This is a genomic window from Hymenobacter lucidus, assembly GCF_020447265.1.
Lineage (GTDB): Bacteria > Bacteroidota > Bacteroidia > Cytophagales > Hymenobacteraceae > Hymenobacter > Hymenobacter lucidus.
On record NZ_JAJADR010000001.1, the window covers coordinates 1,320,399 to 1,340,664 of the forward strand.

General features: G+C 60.4%; 17 protein-coding genes. 13 read left to right on the forward strand and 4 right to left on the reverse strand.

Annotation, left to right across the window (positions count from 1 at the left end):
• Positions 1–78: 78 nt before the first annotated feature.
• A complete protein-coding gene (gene scpA / locus LGH74_RS05695; protein WP_226173253.1) occupies positions 79–2,331 on the reverse strand; it encodes a methylmalonyl-CoA mutase in 2,253 nt (750 codons plus the stop codon).
• 161 nt (positions 2,332–2,492) lie between these two features.
• Between scpA and LGH74_RS05700 the strand changes: the two genes are divergently transcribed.
• On the forward strand, positions 2,493–3,758 hold the full coding sequence (locus LGH74_RS05700) for a porin family protein (protein WP_226173254.1): 1,266 nt from the start codon (positions 2,493–2,495) through the stop codon (positions 3,756–3,758).
• A gap of 73 nt (positions 3,759–3,831) precedes the next feature.
• On the opposite strand, the gene LGH74_RS05705 is transcribed toward LGH74_RS05700, so the two are convergent.
• Positions 3,832–5,766, reverse strand: a complete 1,935-nt coding sequence (locus LGH74_RS05705; protein WP_226173255.1) for a methylmalonyl-CoA mutase family protein — start codon at positions 5,764–5,766, stop codon at positions 3,832–3,834.
• 22 nt (positions 5,767–5,788) lie between these two features.
• Between LGH74_RS05705 and LGH74_RS05710 the strand changes: the two genes are divergently transcribed.
• The 4 genes from LGH74_RS05710 to dnaA all read left to right on the forward strand — a co-directional run bounded on the left by LGH74_RS05710 (position 5,789) and on the right by dnaA (position 10,662).
• Positions 5,789–7,072, forward strand: coding sequence for an outer membrane beta-barrel protein (locus LGH74_RS05710; RefSeq protein WP_226173256.1), 1,284 nt, complete (start codon positions 5,789–5,791; stop codon positions 7,070–7,072).
• A gap of 130 nt (positions 7,073–7,202) precedes the next feature.
• Positions 7,203–7,964 (forward strand): 5'-nucleotidase C-terminal domain-containing protein, encoded by a 762-nt coding sequence (locus tag LGH74_RS05715; protein ID WP_226173260.1) that lies wholly within the window; start codon positions 7,203–7,205, stop codon positions 7,962–7,964.
• Positions 7,965–8,098: 134 nt separating this feature from the next.
• Positions 8,099–9,025, forward strand: coding sequence for a bifunctional metallophosphatase/5'-nucleotidase (locus tag LGH74_RS05720; protein ID WP_226173262.1), 927 nt, complete (start codon positions 8,099–8,101; stop codon positions 9,023–9,025).
• A gap of 143 nt (positions 9,026–9,168) precedes the next feature.
• Positions 9,169–10,662 carry a chromosomal replication initiator protein DnaA gene (gene dnaA / locus LGH74_RS05725; RefSeq protein ID WP_226173264.1) on the forward strand — a complete coding sequence of 498 codons (1,494 nt, stop codon included), beginning with the start codon at positions 9,169–9,171 and terminating at the stop codon, positions 10,660–10,662.
• Positions 10,663–10,748: 86 nt separating this feature from the next.
• Here dnaA and LGH74_RS05730 read toward each other — a convergent pair whose 3' ends face one another.
• Both LGH74_RS05730 and LGH74_RS05735 read right to left on the reverse strand, forming a co-directional pair.
• Positions 10,749–11,249: a hypothetical protein gene (locus LGH74_RS05730; RefSeq protein ID WP_226173265.1), complete on the reverse strand. Its 501-nt coding sequence runs from the start codon at positions 11,247–11,249 to the stop codon at positions 10,749–10,751.
• Positions 11,250–11,389: 140 nt separating this feature from the next.
• Positions 11,390–11,818, reverse strand: coding sequence for an OsmC family peroxiredoxin (locus LGH74_RS05735; protein WP_226173266.1), 429 nt, complete (start codon positions 11,816–11,818; stop codon positions 11,390–11,392).
• A gap of 106 nt (positions 11,819–11,924) precedes the next feature.
• Here LGH74_RS05735 and LGH74_RS05740 point away from each other — a divergent pair, with 106 nt between their 5' ends.
• From LGH74_RS05740 to LGH74_RS05775, 8 genes are all read left to right on the forward strand, one after another.
• Positions 11,925–12,437 (forward strand): hypothetical protein, encoded by a 513-nt coding sequence (locus LGH74_RS05740; protein ID WP_226173268.1) that lies wholly within the window; start codon positions 11,925–11,927, stop codon positions 12,435–12,437.
• Positions 12,438–12,493: 56 nt separating this feature from the next.
• Positions 12,494–13,984 (forward strand): GH3 family acyl-acid amido synthetase, encoded by a 1,491-nt coding sequence (locus tag LGH74_RS05745; RefSeq protein ID WP_226173270.1) that lies wholly within the window; start codon positions 12,494–12,496, stop codon positions 13,982–13,984.
• Between the two features lie 12 nt (positions 13,985–13,996).
• Positions 13,997–14,437, forward strand: a complete 441-nt coding sequence (locus LGH74_RS05750; RefSeq protein WP_226173272.1) for a hypothetical protein — start codon at positions 13,997–13,999, stop codon at positions 14,435–14,437.
• On the forward strand, positions 14,416–14,877 hold the full coding sequence (locus LGH74_RS05755; RefSeq protein WP_226173273.1) for a 3-oxoacyl-ACP synthase: 462 nt from the start codon (positions 14,416–14,418) through the stop codon (positions 14,875–14,877). Before LGH74_RS05750 ends, LGH74_RS05755 begins: the two co-directional genes overlap by 22 nt.
• Before the next feature lie 574 nt (positions 14,878–15,451).
• A complete protein-coding gene (locus tag LGH74_RS05760; protein WP_226173274.1) occupies positions 15,452–17,185 on the forward strand; it encodes a flavin monoamine oxidase family protein in 1,734 nt (577 codons plus the stop codon).
• A gap of 44 nt (positions 17,186–17,229) precedes the next feature.
• Positions 17,230–18,948, forward strand: coding sequence for an alpha-keto acid decarboxylase family protein (locus LGH74_RS05765; protein ID WP_226173275.1), 1,719 nt, complete (start codon positions 17,230–17,232; stop codon positions 18,946–18,948).
• Between the two features lie 11 nt (positions 18,949–18,959).
• Entirely contained in the window at positions 18,960–19,679 is a 720-nt protein-coding gene (locus LGH74_RS05770; protein ID WP_226173276.1) for a response regulator transcription factor, read from the forward strand.
• A 134-nt stretch (positions 19,680–19,813) separates the two neighbouring features.
• The gene (locus LGH74_RS05775) at positions 19,814–20,248 is read left to right on the forward strand and encodes a hypothetical protein (RefSeq protein ID WP_226173277.1); all 435 of its coding nucleotides are present in this window, start codon (positions 19,814–19,816) and stop codon (positions 20,246–20,248) included.
• Positions 20,249–20,266 lie beyond the last annotated feature (18 nt).

Consider the following 20,266-nt stretch of genomic DNA (forward strand, 5'->3'; position numbering starts at 1 on the left):
GAAGAACCAAATAAAAAGAAGAGCAGTCGGACAAAAAGGCCGACTGCTCTTAAATATGAAATCTTATACCAGCTCTGCCTACTCCCCCAGCTTCCGCAGAATCTCCTGGGCCGCTACGGCAATAACGGTTCCCGGGCCGTACACGCCGACGACGCCAGCGTTGTAGAGGAAGTCGTAGTCCTGGGCGGGGATGACGCCGCCGGCAATGACGAGAATATCTTCGCGGCCGAGCTGCCTCAGTTCCTGAATCAGCTGGGGAATCAGGGTTTTGTGGCCGGCGGCGAGGCTGCTCACGCCCACTACGTGCACGTCGTTCTCGGTAGCCTGGCGGGCTACTTCGCCGGGGGTTTGGAACAGGGGCGCGATGTCCACGTCGAAGCCCACGTCGGCAAAGGAGGTGGCAATGATCTTGGAGCCCCGGTCGTGGCCGTCCTGGCCCATTTTGGCCACCATCATGCGGGGGCGGCGGCCTTCGGCGGCGGCAAAGGCATCGGCGGCGGCGCGGGCCTTGGCAAACTCTTCGTCGTAGTTCATCTCGGCCGAGTATACGCCCGAAATAGCCCGGATAGTAGCCTGGTGGCGGCCGTACACCACTTCGAGGGCATCGGAAATCTCACCCAGCGTAGCGCGCAGGCGGGCGGCGTTTACGGCTAGTTCGAGGAGGTTGGCGGCGGGACCCCATCCCCCGGCCCCTTCCCCTCTGGGAGAAGGGGAGCCTGACGATTCGGTTCCAGTTTCAGGCCCACTTGCGTCGGGCTCCCCTCCCTTGCGGGGAGGGGTTGGGGGAGGGGTGGCCCGGGCCGCATCCGTCAGGGCTTGCAGGGCGGCTTTCACCGCGTCATTATCCCGCTCGGCCTTGATCTTGTTGAGGCGCTCAATCTGGGACTCGCGCACGGCGGCGTTGTCGATATCGAGCACGTCGATTTGCTGCTCTTCGCCCAGCTGCCGGTCGGTGAGGCGGTACTTGTTGACGCCCACCACGGTTTCCTTGCCCGAGTCGATGCGGGCCTGCTTGCGGGCCGAGGCTTCCTCGATGCGCATCTTGGGCAGGCCGGTTTCAATGGCCTTGGCCATGCCGCCCAGCGCTTCTACTTCCTGAATGAGGGCCCAGGCTTTGTCGGCCAGTTCGTGAGTGAGGCTTTCTACATAATAGGAGCCGCCCCAGGGGTCCACGACGCGGGTAATGTCGGTTTCGTGCTGCAGATACAGCTGGGTGTTGCGGGCAATGCGGGCCGAGAAGTCGGTGGGCAGGGCAATGGCCTCGTCGAGGGCGTTGGTGTGCAGACTCTGGGTGCCGCCCAGGGCCGCGGCCAGGGCTTCCACGGCGGTGCGGGCCACGTTGTTGAAGGGGTCCTGCTCGGTGAGCGAGTAGCCCGAGGTCTGGCAGTGGGTGCGCAGGGCGAGGCTCTTGGGGTTCTGGGGGTTGAACTGCTTCATGAGCTTGGCCCAGAGCAGGCGGCCGGCGCGCAGCTTGGCAATTTCCATGAAGTGGTTCATGCCGATGGCCCAGAAGAAGGAGAGGCGGGGCGCAAACTGGTCCACGTCCATACCCACGGCCAGGCCGGCGCGCACGTACTCCAGACCGTCGGCCAGGGTGTAGGCCAGCTCGATATCGGCGGTGGCCCCGGCTTCCTGCATGTGGTAGCCCGAGATGCTGATGGAGTTGAACTTGGGCATATTCTTCGCCGTGTAGGCGAAGATGTCGGCAATGATGCGCATGCTCGGCGCGGGCGGATAGATATAGGTGTTGCGCACCATAAACTCCTTCAGAATGTCGTTCTGAATGGTGCCCGCCAGCTTCTCCGGGGCCACGCCCTGTTCCTCGGCGGCGGTAATGTAAAAGGCCATAATCGGCAGCACCGCCCCGTTCATGGTCATGGACACCGACATCTGGTCCAGCGGAATCTGGTCGAACAAGATCTTCATGTCCTCCACTGAGTCGATGGCGACACCAGCCTTGCCCACGTCGCCTTCCACGCGGGGGTGGTCAGAATCATAGCCCCGGTGGGTAGCCAGGTCGAAGGCTACGCTAAGCCCTTTCTGGCCGCCGGCCAGGTTGCGACGGTAAAAGGCGTTGCTTTCGGTGGCGGTGCTGAAGCCCGCGTACTGCCGGATGGTCCAGGGATTCTGCACGTACATCGTGGCGTAGGGCCCGCGCAGGTAGGGAGCCACGCCCGCGCCGAAGCCCAGGTGGTCGAGTCCGGCTACGTCCTGGGCCGAGTACTGGCTCTTGAGCGTGATGCCCTCGGGCGTAGTAGTGCCGGCGGTGGTGGGAGTAGCGGCAGGCAGGGGCGCGGCGTCGTAGGGAATGTGGGCGAAGTCGGGTTTCATCGGGGCAGGCAGAAAGGCGGAAAGGGCGCTAATGGGAATCGGAATGCGGCAGGCAAGATACTTGGTTTAGGCCGAAAGAATATTTCCAGGGAGGGTAGTAATCAAGGAGGAATATTCTATATTTGACTATTATTATCCTTTACTCATTATTCACTATTTGAATGAAACAACAACTATCCTCCGTATTCTCGTGCGTGCTATTCGTGTTAGGAGCCGCCACTTTGCTGTTTTCCACTACCGCTCAGGCCCAGTCGGGGCCACAGCCGGGCTACGTCGTGTCCCTGGCCGGCGACACGCTGCGCGGCACTATTAAACCGGGCCGGGCAGAGCGCAACGCCGTGCAGTGCGACTTCAAAGCCGCCGGCCAAACCGAAAGTAAGATATATAAGGTAGGGGAGCTGCGGGCCTACGGCTCTTCCGTGCTAGCCTACGAAAGCCACCCCGTGCCCCGCTCCGCCGATACGGCTACGGTGCTGGTGCCCCGGTACCTGGAAGTCGTTACCCGGGGCCCGCTCACCCTGTACGCGCTAAGCTACCAGAGCAAGCCCCGTTTCTTTATCAGCGGCTACCGGCCCGGCAAAGTGGTCGAGCTGATTCAGCGCACCAACACCGTACAGCGCGGCGCGCAGCAGTTCGTCGTTACCCAGCGTCTCTATCAGGACACGCTGACCAAGGCTTTTCAGGGCTGCCCGGAGGCATCCCGGCAGGCCAAGGTGGTTGATTTCGGCGTCAATGAGCTGGAAAAAGCCGTGCGCAAGTACAACGCCTGCGCGGCACCCGGTTCAGTCGTCAAAAAGAACTCTCACCACGGCAACATTGCCTTTGGCATCATCGGGGGAGTAGCGGTATTCAACCAGATGAACATGGGCAACAACACCGGGGAGGACGAGCTGCACTGGCAATACGATGGGAATACGTACCTGACGGCCGGCCTGGAGGTCGTATTTACACCCGGCTTCAAAGGCGCCCCGTTCACTATTCACTCCGGCGTGCTGTACGAATCGGCGCGCACGTTCGAGTCGGACCACAACTTCTACCCCCTGCTGGCCTCTAAGCAGACGACCGAGCTCCAACTCAACTACCTGGTAGTGCCAGCCATGATTCGCTACTCCCTGGGCCACGGGCTGGTGCGTTTCTACGCCGAGGCTGGCCCCAGCGCCCGTTTTCTGGTGCACGTGAGCAAGGATGAGAAGATATACACGCCCACATTGGCCGGCAGCCCGCCAATTGTGCGGCCGTTGCTGGGGAGCTACAACAACCTCAACATCGGCTTGGGGGGCGGCCTGGGTTCTGAGCTGCATTTGCCCAACGGCCAGCAGATTTCCCTGGGCATGCGGGCCGAGAATGTCTTCGGGCCTTCCAACTACACCTCGGGTTCGGGCTTGCGCAGCGTCAATCTGCTGCTGGGCTACTTATTTACCAAGTAAATCAGGCTCATCAACCACAAGCAAAAACTCCCGGTGGAAGGCAGGCAAGCTGCTTTGCACCGGGAGTTTTTGTTTAGCGGCCCTGCAGGCGGGCCAGCACATCTTCGGTGCTGTAGCCCTCCACGGTAAATTCCTTGAAGCCGAACAGCGACACAGCCTCCTGCATTGTGGCCAGGTCTGCGGTGAGCAGGGTAGGGGGAATGAAGTCGGGCTCATCGACGGGCACACGGCACACGATGCGGGCAAAGTGGCCGAACTGGTCAGGGGTGGCATACATGAGCGTGGCGGCTTCGGGCGTCGAAAACAGCACCGACAACGTGCCTTCCGGATGACTAGCCTTCAGCGCCAGCCGCTCCTGAATCGGCAGCAGCCGCAGAAATGACTCCAGAATCACCTGGTTGGTATGGGTGCCTAGCAGCACTACGGCGGCGCGGCGGCGCTTTTTCTCGCGCCGCTGAAAGTGCAGGGCCGTAGCCAGGCGCAGCACTTCTGAGGGGTAAGCGGCCCGCGTCGAGTCGAATTCCTTGCTGCGCAACAGGCGTTTGGGGTTGTAGTCGAAGCTTTCCTGCGGGTTTTGAAACCGATTGGTGCCCACGATTACCTGCTCGCCGCTGGCAATGCGCTGAAATTGCGTTTGGGCCACCAGATGCAGCTCCTGCAGCACCATGCCAATGGCCGAGGGTAGGCCGCCGGCCGCTTCCACCCGCTGGAAAATGGCCCAGGCCTCACGGGCTACTTGGTCGGTAATGGTTTCGAGGTAGTAGGAGCCGGCGGCGGGGTCGGCCACACGGTTGAGGCCGGCTTCCTCGCGCAGAATCACGGGCAGGTTGCGGGCCAGGCGGCTCGAAAACTCGTTGGGACTCTGGTAGAGCCGGTCGAAGGGCGCCACGCTCACGGCATTGGCACCGCCGAGTACGGCGGCCATAGTTTCGGTGGTTACCCGCAGCAGGTTGGTATGCGGGTCGAGCGTCGTTTGGGACCAAGTGGCGGTAGCGGCAAAAATGCGCAGGTCCGCGGCAGCTTCGGCCGGTAGCCCGTAGGCGTGTAGCAGCGTGGCCCACAGGCGGCGCAAAGCCCGCAGCTTGGCAATTTCAAAGAAGTAGTTGGGATTCAAAGCAACCTGCACCTGAAACGCAGCAGCTACCTGCGCCAGCGTAACCTCTTCCGAAGGCAGCTGCTCGAGGTAGGTAGCAGCGGCGGCCAGCACGAAGCCGATTTGCTGCGTGACGGTGCCACCGCGGTTGGCAAAAAAGGCCCCGTTAAGCGTCAGGGCCCGAAATTCGGGAAAGTCGCGGGTCAGGGTCAGGATTTTGCGCAGGTCGCTGAGTTGGCCGGCTAGGTCGGGTGTGTGGTCGGTGATGGGGTCGAAGCGCAGAAAGCCACGTAGCACCGGCGTGCCGGTAGCCAGCAGCCGCTCCACAAAGCCCGCCGCACCCATCCGGATGGAATAGCCCAGGTAAGTAGTAGCCAGCGGCAGCTTGCGGCCCAGGTATTCCACATCAAAAGCCAGGGCATCGGTCAGCTCGAAGAAGATGCCATCGGCCCCCCGTTGCAGAGCATCGGCGGCCTGGTCGATGGCGTGGTGGCCCGTGTCGGCGGCGGCTACGGCGTAGGTCGGCACGTTAAGCCAGTCGGTAGTGGCAGCCCCCGTAAGGCCAGTGGCGGGCAGGCCGGCCAGCGCCTCACGGTGGTAAAACGGCTGCACCGTAATACCCTCGGTGGTGTGCCATTCCAGGGTTTCGGGGTCGGCGCCCTTCAGGTCGTGGCGGATGCGCTCCTGCCAGGCAGCGGTAGTAATAGAATCGAATTCAGAAAACGAGACAGGCGTAGAACGCGGTGCATCGGCCATAGAGAGGAAGATAAAGCCGGGAAACAGGGCCAGCGGCTGGAATGGGCTAAAGATACCGGATTGGGCGCATACCGTTGCCACATAGCCGCTGTTGGCACCAGGGAAGTTTGCCGTAGCTTTGTCGGCTATGGCCACACCTAGTAGTATGGTTTGGGCCATTATTTCTCTTTTTATCTTTTGTATGAAGCACCGTTTACTGCTGTTGTCCTGCTTGGCCCTATTGAGTTCTAAGAGTATAGCGCAAACCAATTTCCGGCCCGGTTACATCGTGCCTCTCTCCGGCGACACCCTGCGGGGTGAAGTCGATGCCCGCGGGGCCCAGCGGAACGCCCGGCTGAGCCGGTTCCGCTCATCGCCCACGGCACCCGTTGCCGAGTATCGGGCCACGCAGCTGCGGGGATATGGCTTCACCAACGACCGGGTATACCAGGCTGGCACGGTTACGCTGGCTGATTCGTCCTACCGCTCGCCCAGTGGGGAAATGCGGGCCGATACAGTGCAGCGCGCCGCTTTTCTCGAAGTCGTGGTGCTGGGCCCAGCTAGTCTACTGTTTCTGCGCGATGAGAGCAGCAACGACCATTTCTACCTGCGGATGGCGGCCGGGCCAGTGCAGGAGCTGGTGCAATCGACGCAGCGCGTGAAAGTAAATGGCAATGTTTACCAGCAGAAAAACGAGGAGTTTCGAAAAACACTGGCTGCTTCATTCCAGGCGTGCCCAGCCGTGCAGCCCGGCATCGTCTCGCTGCGGCTGGGGCTGAATGAGCTGACCAAAGTGGTACGCCAGTATAACGAGTGCATCGGTACTGCGTCGGTAGCGCCGGCCAGCACCACGCGCCAGAATCGTCTGCGAATAGGCCTGGTAGCCGGCGGCGAAGCCAGCCGGCTTTCGTTGCAGAATACGGCCTCAACTCCGGCCACCGATATCAAAGCCAAATCGACGGTAGGGCCGGTGCTGGGTGTATCGTTGCAGCTGGCTTTGGCGGGCGTCAACCAAACCATAGCGGTACGACTGGAAGCATTGGCTGAGCGCCAGGAATACGCCCATTCTACTAGTGCCGTCGATGCCAACGGCTTCGGTCCGCAGCAGGAGTTTCGCTTCAACTTGGCGAGTCTGCGCGTGCCGCTGCTGGTGCGCTATACGTTCCCGCGGGGCCAGATTCGGCCCTTTGCCCAGGTCGGCTTCGGCCTTAGCTACTGGCTGAAAACCCAAAATGAGAGTCGGGCCCGCTACCTGTACGGCGCTACCAAGCCCGAATTCGCGGCCTGGGCTCCCATCGTGAAGGAGCCGCGCAAGCTGGAAGCCGGGCTCCTCGGTGGCCTGGGCCTGACGACGGCGCGGGCCGCAGGCCGCAATGTGGCGCTGGAGCTGCGCTACGAACAGTCGAACGGCTTCAGCGACGGAAGGGCCGTGCCGGTTCGTATCGGGCGGTACTTTCTGTTGTTAAGCTACGATCTGACCAAATAGGCCGGACCGGATGGGTCGGTTTTGGTGCCCGTTGAGCAGTACCAGGTATGCTAAACACCTCGGACAGGCGTTACCCTCACCAAATAACTCCAGCGGCGTTACCTTTGCCTTCCGCCTATTCTCCTTTTGCATGTTCTTCTCTCGTTCCCACTCTTCGGCTCTTGGCTTGCTGCTGGCAGCCACCCTCACTTTTGGCTGCCAGCGGGGCGGCTACCAGGCCAAGCCGGCCCTGGCGCCCATCACGGCCCAGCCCGTGGGCAAAACCCAACCCGAAGACCCCAAAGCCGCGGCCACCATTGAGCCCTACAAGCAGCGCGTAACGCAGCAGATGAACGAGGTGCTGGGCGTAGCCCCGGTTGCCATTACCAAGAATGCGGGCGAGTCGCCGCTGGGCAATTTCGTGGCCGACATCCTGCGGGCGCGGGCCAACCAGGCCGTGGGCCAGCCCATCGATATTGGAGTAATGCACAACGGCAGTCTGCGCACCAATCTGGCCGCCGGTCCGCTTACCATGGGCTCCGTGTTTGAGTTGATGCCCTTCGAGAATGAAGTAGTGGTACTCGAAGCACCCGGCCCGGTGATGCAGGAATTTTTCACCTACGCCGCCCGCATGCACATGGCCGTTTCGAACGTGACCTACACCGTGGGGGCCGATAACAAGCCGGTAGACGTGCTCATCGGTGGCAAGCCCTTCGACCCGGCCCGCGCCTACACCGTGGCCATTTCCGACTACCACGCTGGCGGCGGCGACCAGATGACATTCTTTAAGGCCCTCAAGCCCCGCGGTACTGGCATCCTGATGCGCACGGCCATCATCGACCATATCCGCAGCCTCACCAAGCAGGGCAAGCCCGTGGAGGCCAAGGTAGAAGGCCGGGTGAAGGCAATGTGAGAAATGTGCTGGAATGTGTTTTGAATGTGGATAATGTGCTAATGTTCGTTTTCCATATTTCTCCCATTCTCCACATTAACGCTTGAGCTCATTTCTCCCATTCAACACATTTCCACATTCCTCACATTCATAAGATGAATCGTCGCGAGTTTCTCAAGCATACGTCCGTGGGTGCCGCCAGCCTGAGCTTGCTGGGGCTGAGCCTGCCTGCGGTAGGCCGCGATACTAAAAACGTGCGCCTCACCATTCTGCACACCAACGATATGCACTCGCGCATCGAGCCGTTTCCGGAGGGTAGCGCGCAGTGGGCCGGCATGGGCGGCATGGCGCGCCGGGCCAGCCTGATTGCGCAGATCCGGCAGCAGGAGCCCAACGTGCTGCTGCTCGACTCGGGCGACATCTGGCAGGGCACGCCGTATTTCAACTTCTTCAACGGGGAGCTCGAATACAAGCTCATGACCCAGATGGCCTACGACGCCAGCACCCTGGGCAACCACGACTTCGACAACGGCTTGGAAGGCCTGAAAAAGCAACTGCCCAACGCCGGCTTCCCCTTTCTGATTGCCAACTACGACTTCTCCCAGACCATTCTGGCGGGCCAGTTCAAGCCTTATAAGGTGTTCGAGAAAGGCGGGCTGCGCATTGGCGTGTTCGGTATCGGCATTGAAATGAGCGGCCTAATTGCCGACCGCAACATCGGGGGTACCAAGTACCTCGACCCCGTGGCTACGGCCCAGGCGATGGTAGCGCAGCTGCGCGGCCCCGAGCGGTGCGACATGGTAATCTGCCTCTCCCACCTGGGCTATAAGTACCAAAGCGCCAAAATTGACGACCATAAGCTGGCTGCGCAGGTGCCCGGCATCGACCTGATACTGGGCGGGCACACCCACACCTTCCTGGAAAAGCCCGACGTTATTGAGGGCCCCAACGGCCACCGCACGCTCGTCAACCAGGTGGGCTGGTCGGGCATCAACCTGGGCCGCCTCGACTACAGCTTCGAGCATGGCACCAAGCGGCTGGCCGTGGCCAGCTCGGCCGTAGTGCCTGTAACGACGGCGTGAGAAAAGCAAGGAAAACAGCGTTTTTTTGTATCCTGACTTTTCCACATTTTTGTCTCCCCCTAGAAAAAACGGGTCAATAAAAACCCGTTTGCTACCCTATTGTCCGCCCCGTAAGCACTTGTTGCTTTTGTCATAACTAATTGATGCTGAAGGATTGCCGAACTGTATGGGCCAACTGTCTTCGCGTCATCAAGGCTAATATTGGTGAGCAAAGCTTCCGCACCTGGTTTGAGCCAATCGTGCCGGTGCAGCTCCACAATAACGTCCTGATCATCCAAGTGCCCAGCCAGTTCTTTTATGAATGGCTGGAGGAGCACTATGTCGATGTATTAAAGAAAGGTATCTACCAGGAGCTGGGGCCAGAGGGGCGGCTGGAATACTCCATCGTGGTAGACCAGGGCAACAGCCAGAATAAGCCGCGCACCGTCAACATTCCGACTTCGCGCAAGGCTGCTGCGCCTACCCAGGCCGCCACGCCGGCCGCCGCCATTGCCGCCAGCGCCCTCACCGGCTCGGCCCGCAACGTGGCCGCCGCTGCCGCTGCCCCCGATACCAGCAACACCCTGCGCAACCCCTTCGAAGCCACCAAGGCCATCGACCGAAACTACGTGAAGTCGCAGCTGAACGGCACGTACTCGTTTGAGAACTACGTGGAAGGCGACTGTAACCGCCTGGCCCGCTCGGCCGGCCTCGCCGTAGCCAATAAGCCCGGCACCACCAGCTTCAACCCGCTAATGATATACGGCGGCGTGGGCCTGGGCAAAACCCATTTGGTGCAGGCTATCGGCAACCACATCAAGGCCACTTCGCCCGATAAGTTTGTGCTGTATGTGTCGGCCGAGAAGTTTACCAACCAGTTTATCGAGAGCCTGCGCAACAATGGGGTGCAGGATTTCGCCAATTTCTACCTGCTCGTCGACATCCTGATTCTCGACGACGTGCAGTTCCTTTCGGGCAAGGATAAAACCCAGGAGATGTTCTTTCACATCTTCAACCACCTGCACCAGGCCGGCAAGCAAATCGTGATGACCTCCGATAGGCCCCCGCGCGACCTGAACGGGCTGGAAGACCGGCTGTTGTCGCGCTTCAAGTGGGGGCTGACGGCCGATTTGCAGAGCCCCGACTTCGAGACGCGTATGGCCATCATCCAGAACAAGATGGAGCAGGATGGCATCGACATTCCGCCCCAGGTGGTGGAATACCTGGCCCACTCGGTGAATACCAACGTGCGGGAGCTGGAAGGCGTGCTGATTTCGCTGGTGGCCCAGTCAAGCCTCAACCGCCGGGAAATCGACCTGGAAATGGCCAAGCAGGCCCTGCGCCACATCATTGAGGAAGTGGAGGCCGAGGTAAACCTGGATTTCATCCAGAAAACCGTGGCCGAGTATTTCAGTATTTCCCTGGATTTGCTGAAAGCCAAAACCCGCAAAAAGGAAGTCGTGACGGCGCGGCAGGTGGCCATGTACTTCGCCAAGGAGCACACCAGCCACTCGCTCAAGAGCATTGGCTTCCACTTCGGCGGCCGCGACCATAGTACCGTCATCCACTCCGTCCAAACCGTTTCCGACCTGATTGACAGCGACAAAAACTTCCGCAACACGATTGTGGACCTGCGCAAGAAGTTCGTGAAGAAGTAAGCCCTACTATTGCATTGCCCATAAACAGGAAGGTCCTGCCGAGCCACGCTCAGCAGGACCTTCCTGTTTAAAAACGGATTTTGCCGTTATACCCGCGGGGCCGGGGCCGTTTCGCGGAGCGTGATGTTGTATTGGGCCGCAAACTGGCGGATTTCAGCGCGGAAATTCTCCCGGCGCTTGGGGCCTTTCACTTCGCGTAGGTTCAGGGTGTAGAGGTCGTTGGAGCGCAACCGGATGCGCAGCTGCATGGGCGCCAGGTCGATGGCCTCGATGTTTTCGGCGGCAAAAACCTGCTTGGGGCGAAACAAACCGCCTTTGTGCACGATGTAGCCGGGCGTAAACTCCAGGTAGCTCTGCGTGCCAAATACCGGCGCATTGTGCACCAGCACGTAGCCCAGATACACGAGGCTGAACACCAAGAACACGTAGTGCAGGAAGTGGTAGTCCTGCATGCCCTGGTCGGAAATAATCAGGAACAGGGTGTAGGCAATCCAGAGGCCACCGATGAGCAGCTGGCCCCAGAACGGGACCTTGGAGGTGTCGGCGGGCCGCAGCCGGATGCGGGTGGTTTTGGTAGCGCGGGGCATAGAAAGTAGAAGTCTGACCACAAAGTAAACGAAAAACCGGCAACGCGACGGGCGCGGCCGGTTTTCCATTACGGGTTGATTGGGAGAAGTTGATGGTTGGTAGTTGCACAAATAACAATCAACTCCCAACAATCAACAATCTATTTCAGCGTCGCCGAGGCCAGTTCCATTTCGGGCACGGCGCTCAGCAAAGCCGAAATGGGACAGTGCAGCTTGGCGTTTTCGGCCTGCTTCTGGAATTCTTCCTGCGTGATGCCTTCCACTTCGCCTTCGGTAGTCAGCGTGATTTTAACCACTTTGGGAATCTCGCCGGTGGTGTCGAGCGTCACTTTCGACTCGGTCCGGATCTGCTTGACCTGGGCCCCGGCTTTGGTGAGCTGCCCGGTGAGGAACATGGTGTAGCAGCCCGCGTGGGCCGCGCCGATGAGTTCCTCGGGGTTGGTGCCTTTCTCGCCGGCAAACCGGGCTCCCACCGAGTACGGGGCTTTTACCGTGCCGCTCTGGGTCGTGATTTCGCCGCTGCCTTTGATGTCGCCGGTCCAAACGGCATTTCCGCGCTGATTGATCATAGTGCTGTTGGTGTAGTTGAGGTTGTGTAGCTGAATATACTGATTCCGGGCGGCGGAGTTGGTGCAATTCCGCTTTGTGTTCCATCTTGCCTACTTTCCCGCCGCCATGAACCCGTCTACTTCAACCCAACCTACTGCTTCAGCCCGCTTTAGGCTGCTCCTCATCGGGCTGGGCTGGCTGGGTCTGGTGCTGTTTGCGGTAGATTGGTTGGTAGACGGTTGGAAGTTTGAAACGACCAGTTACGCGCTACTGCGCGTTTTTGACTTAATCAAGAACGTTCTGTTTGCCCTGTGGCCCGTGGCCGTTTGGCTGCAGCTTAGCGCCCGAATCAGTGACGCCTGGCGCTTCTGGGCTGGTATTTTGCTGGTTCTGGTAACAATACCATGCTGGCTGAGCTGTGGCTTTTTGCTCGTATTTGAGGACAGCGCGGTTTGGGAAGATGAAAAGGTGCAGTATGAGTCGGCCGACCCGCCCGTACGTATCGTGCAGCAGTACCGCGACACGTTTCCTACCAACCCCACCCAGTACCGGGTCGTAAAAATTACGCCGCTTTGGGGCCCTTGGCAGCACGTGGAGCCCGCCGATTCGGCCCGCTTCCCCGAAGAGCACTACCGCTAGATAGTACGCCTGCCGAACGACAACTTACCATTTTACCAACTTCACCATCTCCCCGCATGGGTCTGAAATCTGCGCTGAGCCGCCCGCTGGCCGCCTATATCACCCACCGCTACCAGCAGTGGCAGCAAGACCCCATAGCTACCCAGCAGCGCGTGTTCCGGCAGTTGATCGACAAAGCCAAGAACACGGCTTTCGGGCGCGACCATGACTTTGCCGGCATCCGGACGCCCGCCGACCTGGCCCGCCTGGTGCCCGTGCGCGACTACGAGGCCCTGGCCCCGTATTTCGAGCGGGTGAAGGCCGGGGAGGCCGACGTGCTCTGGCCCGGCAAGCCCGAATACCTGGCCAAAACTTCCGGTACGACTTCCGGCGCCAAGTATATTCCGCTCACCAAAGACAGTATTCCCAACCACATCAACGGGGCCCGGGATGCCCTGTTTCACTACATCCAGCGCACCGGCAAAAGCCGCTTTCTGGACGGCAAGCTGATGTTTTTGTCGGGCTCCCCGGCGCTGGAAACCGTGCATGGCATTCATACCGGCCGGCTCTCGGGCATCGTAAATCACCACGTGCCGGCCTACCTGCGCCGCAACCAACTGCCCACTTACCGCACCAACGTCATCGAGGACTGGGAAACCAAGCTCGACCACATCGTGGAAGAGACGCTGCCCGAAAACATGACCCTGATTTCGGGCATTCCACCCTGGGTGCAGATGTACTTCGACAAGCTGACGCAGCTGACCGGCCGGCCCGTGAAGGATATATTCCCGCAGTTCGACCTGTTTGTGTATGGCGGCGTCAACTTCGAGCCCTACCGGGCCAAACTGTTTGAAACCATCGGCCGGCCCGTGGACAGCATCGAACTGTTTCCGGCTTCCGAGGGATTTCTGGCGTTTCAGGACGAGCCCGGCAACCCCGGCCTGCTGCTGCTCCTCGACGCGGGTATTTTCTACGAGTTCATCCCCGCCGAGCGGTTTTTCGAGCCCAACCCGCCCCGCCTGACCATCGGGGAAGTGGAGCTGGACCAGCAGTATGCGCTGGTACTCAACTCCAACGCCGGCCTCTGGGGCTACAGCCTCGGCGACACAGTGCGCTTCGTAAGCAAAGCGCCATACCGCGTGGTGGTGTCGGGGCGCATTAAGCACTTTCTGTCGGCTTTCGGCGAGCATGTCATCGGTGAGGAAGTGGAGCAAACTCTGCGCGAGGCCATGAGCCGGTTTCCGGAAGTGGAAGTGGTGGAATTCACCGTGGCCCCGCGCGTAAGCTCCGACCCACAGCAGCCAAGCCGGCACGAGTGGCTCATCGAGTTTGCCCGCCCGCCTCACGAGCCTGCCGCATTTGCCGCCGCCCTCGACGCGGGCCTGCGCCGCCGCAACGTGTACTACGACGATCTGCTGACCGGCAACATCCTGGCCCCATTGCAGCTCACGGCGCTACCGGCCGGCGCGTTTCAGCGCTATATGAAAAGCCTGGGCAAGCTCGGCGGGCAGAACAAGGTACCCAGGCTGAGCAACGATAGGGGTATTGCGGAGGGGTTGTTACGTTAACCATTCGACGTAATGTTTAACTTTGAAAAGCAGCCAAGCCGAATCGTCTTTGCTGTCAGTATGGACGATGATTGGGACTGCACATTTGATGTGACGGTTGCCTACGGCACTATTGAAGCGCATATGCATTTCTATGGACAGCCTGATACGTGGAGCCAGTTTGGAAAGCAACTGCTTAACTTTCCGCGTAATCCTGCTGATAGTGCCGTATTTGAAGGGGGCGTCAATACAAAAGGCTACGACTTCATGTGCCTCAAAGCATATTGCTACGATGCCGGAGGACATACAGCCTTGAAAGTTATTATTGATAATAATGCAGAGGAGCCACGAGAGTGTCGGATCGAGTTTTCAATCCTCTCCGAACCAGCTTCTCTTACTCAACTAGGTCGCCTGTTGGCGGGCTGGGATGTCCGAACTGTTTCAGAAAGAATATGGGAAGCCCAAACGAGCTAAAAGCAAGCCTCTACGCCCTCTGCGAGCAATACGCTCAGGACCGCCTCGACGCCATTCAGGCCGCTATTCAGGCCGCTCAGGAGTCGGCCAACAGCGAAACCAAGAGCAGCGCCGGCGACAAGTACGAAACCGGCCGCGCCATGGCCCAGAATGAGCGTGACCGAAACCTAGTGCAGCTTCAGCAGGGCCGGCAGCTCCAGGGTGAGCTGCAGCGCATCGACCCCGACCGCGCCTGCGACACGGTGCGGCCCGGAGCGCTGGTACGCACCAGCATGGGCTGGTTTTTCATCAGCATCAGCGCCGGCAAGTTCCCGGTGGCGGGTGTTGATTACTTTGCCGTATCGGCGGCGGCCCCGGTGGCGGCGGCGCTGAGCGGCAAGCGCGCCGGCGAGGAAGCCGTGTTTAACGGGAAGAAAGTAAGGGTGGAGGAGGTGCTGTAGCCCGAAGCAGCTGCAAGCCAGTGCGCAGCCTGACTCCGTGGCTCAGCCGTTGGCCTGCTGTTGCGGTAATGCGTGGGTTACATATGGACTTACTTGAATATCTGGTAAGCTGAACAGTATCGTTAATAGATATTGCTCAGCTTATTTTTAGTTCAGTGCTATAATTTCTTCGAAAAAGCGCTTAGTATTGTTAGCGCGACCAGCCTGCCGGTTTCGCCACTCCGCCCTTTCCACTCACACCTGTATTGCAAGTAGTATTTGTGCCGGCCGTTTCGACGGCCGGCCAGATAAGCGCATGCCTTTTCCTGGCTTCCAGTGTCGGCGAATAGCAACAGGTATTTCTGTGCCTCCGAATGCCGTTGGCTCGGGCACCGGGCATCCTTACAGCGACTATTTTCTTATTCCGCAAAGCGGCTCAAGGCTGGTTTGCGACCCTGTTATCCCCGTGCGGGACGGCTATCTGCTAGCTGCCACCACTGCTGCTGCCCGCCGCTTTATCTGCCTTTATTTACCGGTTGGGCCGCTGCGCCCGCCCCGGGTTTTTCAATACCATTCACCAACTATTCCAAATCCAATGAATCTTGATGTTGCCGTTATCGGTGGGGGAGTGTCGGGGGCGTACTGTGCCTGGCGCTTGCAGCAGGAAAAGGCTGGCAAAGCCCGCGTCGCCTTGTTTGAGTACAGCAACCGCATCGGGGGGCGGCTGTATTCGGTTACCATTCCCGGGATGCCCCACGTGAAGGCCGAAGTGGGCGGTATGCGCTACATTCCCGACTCGCACGTGACGGTAGCCAACCTGATTGACCACTTGGGCTTGCCCACCCAAAACTTTCCGATGGGTGCGCCCGCGCCGGTGGGAGCCAACTGCAACCTGTATTATCTACGTGGCAAGCACCTGCGCCTGCACGAGCTCACCGACCCGGCCAAGGTGCCCTACAACCTCTCGTGGGCCGAGCAGGGGCTAGGCCCCACCAACTTGCAGGTGCAGGTAATGAACGGCATCTACCCTGGCATGAGCGGCCTGAGCCTGAGCCAGCTGATGCAGCTCAACGCCTTCGGTAAGCCCATGTGGAAATACGGCTTCTGGAACCTAATGGCCCGCACGCTCAGCAGTGAGGGCTACCAGTTTATGAAGGATGCCGGCGGCTACGACGCCAACGTGGCCAATGCCAACGCCGTGACCCAGCTGCCCGCCACCGAATACAGCGACAAAACCGAGTTTCTGACCCTGCGCGACGGTTACGACCAGCTGCCCATCACGCTGGCCAAGGAGTTCAACGATAAGTTTGCCGGCGCCATCCCCAAAGGCCAGCGCATTCATATGAACCACCGGCTGGCCGAAATCATCATCGGTACCGGCGAGTACCCCTACACGCTGTACTTCGAGCCCACCGAAACCGACCAGAAGCAGTGCACGGTGGTAAAAGCCGCGGCGGAGCGCATCACGGTGCGGGCCAAAAAGGTAATTCTGGGTTTGCCTCGCCGCTCCCTGGAACTCATCAAGAGCAGCTTCTTCGAAGACCCCGAGCTGAAGAAGAACATGGGCTCAGTGCTCATTCAGAGTGCCTTCAAGCTGTTTCTGGCTTACGAGCGGCCCTGGTGGCGCGCCCTGGGGCTGGTGGCCGGCCGCTCCGTCACCGATTTGCCGGTGCGGCAGGTATTCTATTTCGGCACCGAGGCCGAGCAGCCCCACGGCCTGCCCTATATGAACTCGCTGATGATGGCCAGCTACAACGACATCAGCACCGTGCCCTTCTGGAAAGGACTGGAAAAAGGCAAGGAGTACCCCGGCTACATTCCCGCCTGCATAGAGCCCGGCGTGACGGACGTAATACCGGACATGGAGTTCCGGGCCACCGACGAGATGGTGCAGGCCGCCAACCGGCAGGTGGCCGAAGTACACGCCCTGCCCGAAATTCCGATGCCGTATTCGGCCGTGTATCACAGCTGGAACGAAGACCCCTACGGCGGCGGCTGGCACGAGTGGAAAGCTAACTACCGCCTCGACCAGATTATGCACCAGATGCTGAAGCCCGTGGCCGACCAGGATATTCACATCGTGGGTGAGGCCTATTCCTACGACCAGGGCTGGGTGGAAGGCTCCCTCGATACGGCCGAGGCCATGCTCCAGAAGTACTTTCGGCTCGACCCACCCGCCTGGCTCGATGCCAGTGCCTACCCACTGCTGCCCGAGGCCAACCCGACGCCCACCGGCGCGGATACCCAGGCCTGCATCCCGTTTGAAGACGCTACCGACACGCTGGCCAAGATTACGCCTAGTTGCCTTGTGCCCGTGCAGCCCAGCTAAACCACTATTCTAAATTCAACCGCAGCTATTCTTTCAACTTCCTTATGACCGTTTCCGACTACATCCTAGCCCGGCTCAAGCAGCTTGGGCTGGAACATATCTTTGCCGTGCCCGGCGACTATGCCGGCCCTTTTCTCACGGTGCTCGACCAAACGCCCGGCATTATCCGGGTGCCCAACATCAACGAGCTGGGCTCGGGCTACGCCGCCGATGGCTACGCCCGTTTCCGGGGCATCGGGGCCGCCTGCGTGCAGTATGGCGTGGGCACCTTCAGCCTGCTCAACTGCACGGCCGGCTCCTACGTGGAGCGGGTGCCGGTGGTGGTCATTTCGGCCAGTCCCAAAACCTCCGACCGTAAGCTGGAGCGCGAAAAAGGCATCCTGTTTCACCACAGCACCGGCAACCTGCGCGCCGACCAGCTGGTGTTTCAGAGCGTGACGGTAGCCTCCGAAATCGTGCGCGACGCCGCGGTGGCCCCCGCCCAGATTGACCGCGCCCTGACGCTGATGCTCACCCACCAGCGCCCGGTGTACATTGAAGTGCTCAACGACGTGTGGGCCCAGGAGTGTGCCAAGCCGGTTGGAAGCTTGGCGGCCCAGCCCCCCGTCAGCGACCCGGCGGCCCTGGCGGCGGCCTTGGAAATGGCTTGGAACCGGATTCAGCAAGCCAAGCTGCCGGTGCTGTGGGCGGGCGTGGAAATTCAGCGCTACGGCCTCCAGGACACGTTGCAGAAGCTGGTGGATGTGAGCGGTATGCCCTTTACGACTACCAGCGTGGGCAAAACAGTGCTCGACGAAAGCCAGCCGCAGTTTATCGGCACCTACGCCGGCCCCGCTTCCCCGGCCCTGACGCGCGCCGTAATGGCCCAATCGGACTGCCCCATTGCCCTGGGTGCCATCATCACCGACGACTACCTCGACATCATGAAAGCCCCGTTCGGAACCATGATTGAGGTGACGGACGAGGAAACCCGCATCGGCTACCAGCACTACCCCTGCGTTACGCTCCCCGATTTTCTCCGCGGCCTGCTGGCCCGCTTCGAAGCCGCCGGCCCGAACCGGGTTTACGAGCTGCCCGTCGTAACGCCCGACGCGCAGCCGCCGCTCACCGGTCCGCTTACCTACAACACGTTCTATGGCGCGCTGAGCGGGTTTTTGCAGGCTCGGCAGCTCCTCAACGACACCGTGCTGGTGCTGGGTGAAAGTACTTCCCTGTATGTGTTTGGCAACCTGATGGGGCTGCCGCGCAACAGCTTCGTGGCGCAGGCTGCCTGGGGCTCGTTGGGCCACGAAACGGGTTGCGCGCTGGGCGTGGCCCTGGGCAGTGGCAAGCGCCCCATCGTAGTGGCCGGCGACGGTGGCTTTATGATGGTGTGCCAGGAGTTGTCGAGCTTGGCCCGGCAGGGTTCCAACGCGGTGGTATTCGTGATGAGCAACCAAGGCTACGCCATCGAGCAGGCCTTCGTGGATATCAACGCCTTTAAACCCGGCCAGGAATTCGCCGAGTTCGACATGCTGCCGGCCTGGGACTACGGGGCCCTGGCCCAGGCGTTCCGGGTGCGCGGCTACCGCGCCGAAACCGTGGAGGAGCTACAGCGCCTGCTTCCCGAAATAATGGCTAATACGGATGTGCCCTGCTTGGTGGAAGTCGTGATACCCAAGCACGACCTGGCCCCGCAGCTGGCCCGCCTGGCTGGGGCGCCGGCCGCCACCGAGTCGCGGCAGCAGCACAAGCTGGCCCTGGCCGCTTCCCGACCCGCTTAGGCTCTGTGGTTATGTCGTCGTCGACTTTCAATGGGGCTACTTTGCTCTCCTGTGCGGCCTTACCGCCGGTCGGGGTAATTCTGGTGGCCGATGCGGTTCCGCTGCTGCGGCAGGGGCTGGTGCAGGTGTTGGCGCAGGCCCATGCCGGCTACTGCCTGCTGCAGGCGGGCACTACGGCTGAATTGTTGCTGCTCACCCAGCAGCTCAGCCCCGCGCTGGTACTCACTGCCGCCGACCTGCCCGGCGCGCCGCCCCGGGCCGAAGGCCTGCTCACGGCGCTGCGGGAAATCAAGCCCGACTTGCCGGTAGTGGCGCTGACCGACCCCGTAGCCACACCCGAGCCGGACCTGCTGCGTCTGCTGCGGCACAACGTGAGTGGTCTTTTGGCGCGCTCCGCTTCCATTTCGGAAGTAAGTGAGATGGTGAGCAGCGTGCTGCAGCGGGGGCGTTTCTACAATGAGGCCACCCTGCGGTTGCTGCAAAGCCAACTGGCAGGCCGGCCCCGGCCCGCCCGCCTGCGCACCGAGCTTTCGAATCGGCAGCTGGAGGTGTTGCAGCTTATTGCCGAGGAGTACTGCAACGAGGAAATTGCCGGCTTGCTCTCCACCAGTGTGCGTACCGTGGAATACCATCGTAGCCAGATGCTGCAGAAAACCGGCACCCGCACCACGCTCGGATTGGTGCTGTATGCCCTGCGTCAAGGCGTGTTTGTCGATAAGGCGCTGAGCTAACCGAAGCTGCTAAAATCCTAGTGCTGGTACTAGGACTCAAACTTCTAGTGCCAGCACTAACGCGGCGGGCCACTTTCAGTGACAGATTTGTCAAGGGCTTTTCCCGCTAACCTTTCTACTCTACTTTTCCCCTCATGGCTACTCCACTTACCCTTTACGTCCCCATCAAGCAGGATCAACTTTCACAGGCCGCCGCTGCATATGCCCAGGAGAACTTTGTGCAGAACGTGAAAGCCGGCCTCGACGCGTCGGGCATCGTGCACTACGCCCGCCTGTCGCTGATTCCGAACCCCTCCGGCAGCGGCACCCTGGGCATCCTGCTCGATACGGTATTCGATGGCCCCATGAATCCTTACCTCGACTACTTCTGGCAAAACGACGGCACCAAGACTGCTTTCCAGGGTATTGCCGCCATTGCTCTCCATGCCCCTGAGCCGCCGGTAACCGACCAGACAGGCTTCGAGAACTTCATCGACAAAAATAACCTCAACAAGAAAGCCACTGACCTCTACCAGGCCTACGCGCTGACCGTCGAGATGATTGTGGGCTCACCGGAAGCGGGGGAGTAAACGGCCCGTTGCAACTGA

Excerpts from the sequence above, each read along its gene's own strand:
- LGH74_RS05760 (WP_226173274.1), top strand. The coding sequence starts at position 15,452 with ATGAATCTTGATGTTGCCGTTATCGGTGGGGGAGTGTCGGGGGCGTAC.
- scpA (WP_226173253.1), bottom strand. The coding sequence starts at position 2,331 with ATGAAACCCGACTTCGCCCACATTCCCTACGACGCCGCGCCCCTGCCT.
- LGH74_RS05750 (WP_226173272.1), top strand. The coding sequence starts at position 13,997 with ATGTTTAACTTTGAAAAGCAGCCAAGCCGAATCGTCTTTGCTGTCAGT.
- LGH74_RS05700 (WP_226173254.1), top strand. The coding sequence starts at position 2,493 with ATGAAACAACAACTATCCTCCGTATTCTCGTGCGTGCTATTCGTGTTA.
- LGH74_RS05745 (WP_226173270.1), top strand. The coding sequence starts at position 12,494 with ATGGGTCTGAAATCTGCGCTGAGCCGCCCGCTGGCCGCCTATATCACC.
- LGH74_RS05735 (WP_226173266.1), bottom strand. The coding sequence starts at position 11,818 with ATGATCAATCAGCGCGGAAATGCCGTTTGGACCGGCGACATCAAAGGC.
- LGH74_RS05705 (WP_226173255.1), bottom strand. The coding sequence starts at position 5,766 with ATGGCCCAAACCATACTACTAGGTGTGGCCATAGCCGACAAAGCTACG.
- LGH74_RS05770 (WP_226173276.1), top strand. The coding sequence starts at position 18,960 with ATGTCGTCGTCGACTTTCAATGGGGCTACTTTGCTCTCCTGTGCGGCC.
- dnaA (WP_226173264.1), top strand. The coding sequence starts at position 9,169 with ATGCTGAAGGATTGCCGAACTGTATGGGCCAACTGTCTTCGCGTCATC.
- LGH74_RS05765 (WP_226173275.1), top strand. The coding sequence starts at position 17,230 with ATGACCGTTTCCGACTACATCCTAGCCCGGCTCAAGCAGCTTGGGCTG.
- LGH74_RS05720 (WP_226173262.1), top strand. The coding sequence starts at position 8,099 with ATGAATCGTCGCGAGTTTCTCAAGCATACGTCCGTGGGTGCCGCCAGC.
- LGH74_RS05730 (WP_226173265.1), bottom strand. The coding sequence starts at position 11,249 with ATGCCCCGCGCTACCAAAACCACCCGCATCCGGCTGCGGCCCGCCGAC.
- LGH74_RS05775 (WP_226173277.1), top strand. The coding sequence starts at position 19,814 with ATGGCTACTCCACTTACCCTTTACGTCCCCATCAAGCAGGATCAACTT.
- LGH74_RS05715 (WP_226173260.1), top strand. The coding sequence starts at position 7,203 with ATGTTCTTCTCTCGTTCCCACTCTTCGGCTCTTGGCTTGCTGCTGGCA.
- LGH74_RS05710 (WP_226173256.1), top strand. The coding sequence starts at position 5,789 with ATGAAGCACCGTTTACTGCTGTTGTCCTGCTTGGCCCTATTGAGTTCT.
- LGH74_RS05740 (WP_226173268.1), top strand. The coding sequence starts at position 11,925 with ATGAACCCGTCTACTTCAACCCAACCTACTGCTTCAGCCCGCTTTAGG.
- LGH74_RS05755 (WP_226173273.1), top strand. The coding sequence starts at position 14,416 with ATGGGAAGCCCAAACGAGCTAAAAGCAAGCCTCTACGCCCTCTGCGAG.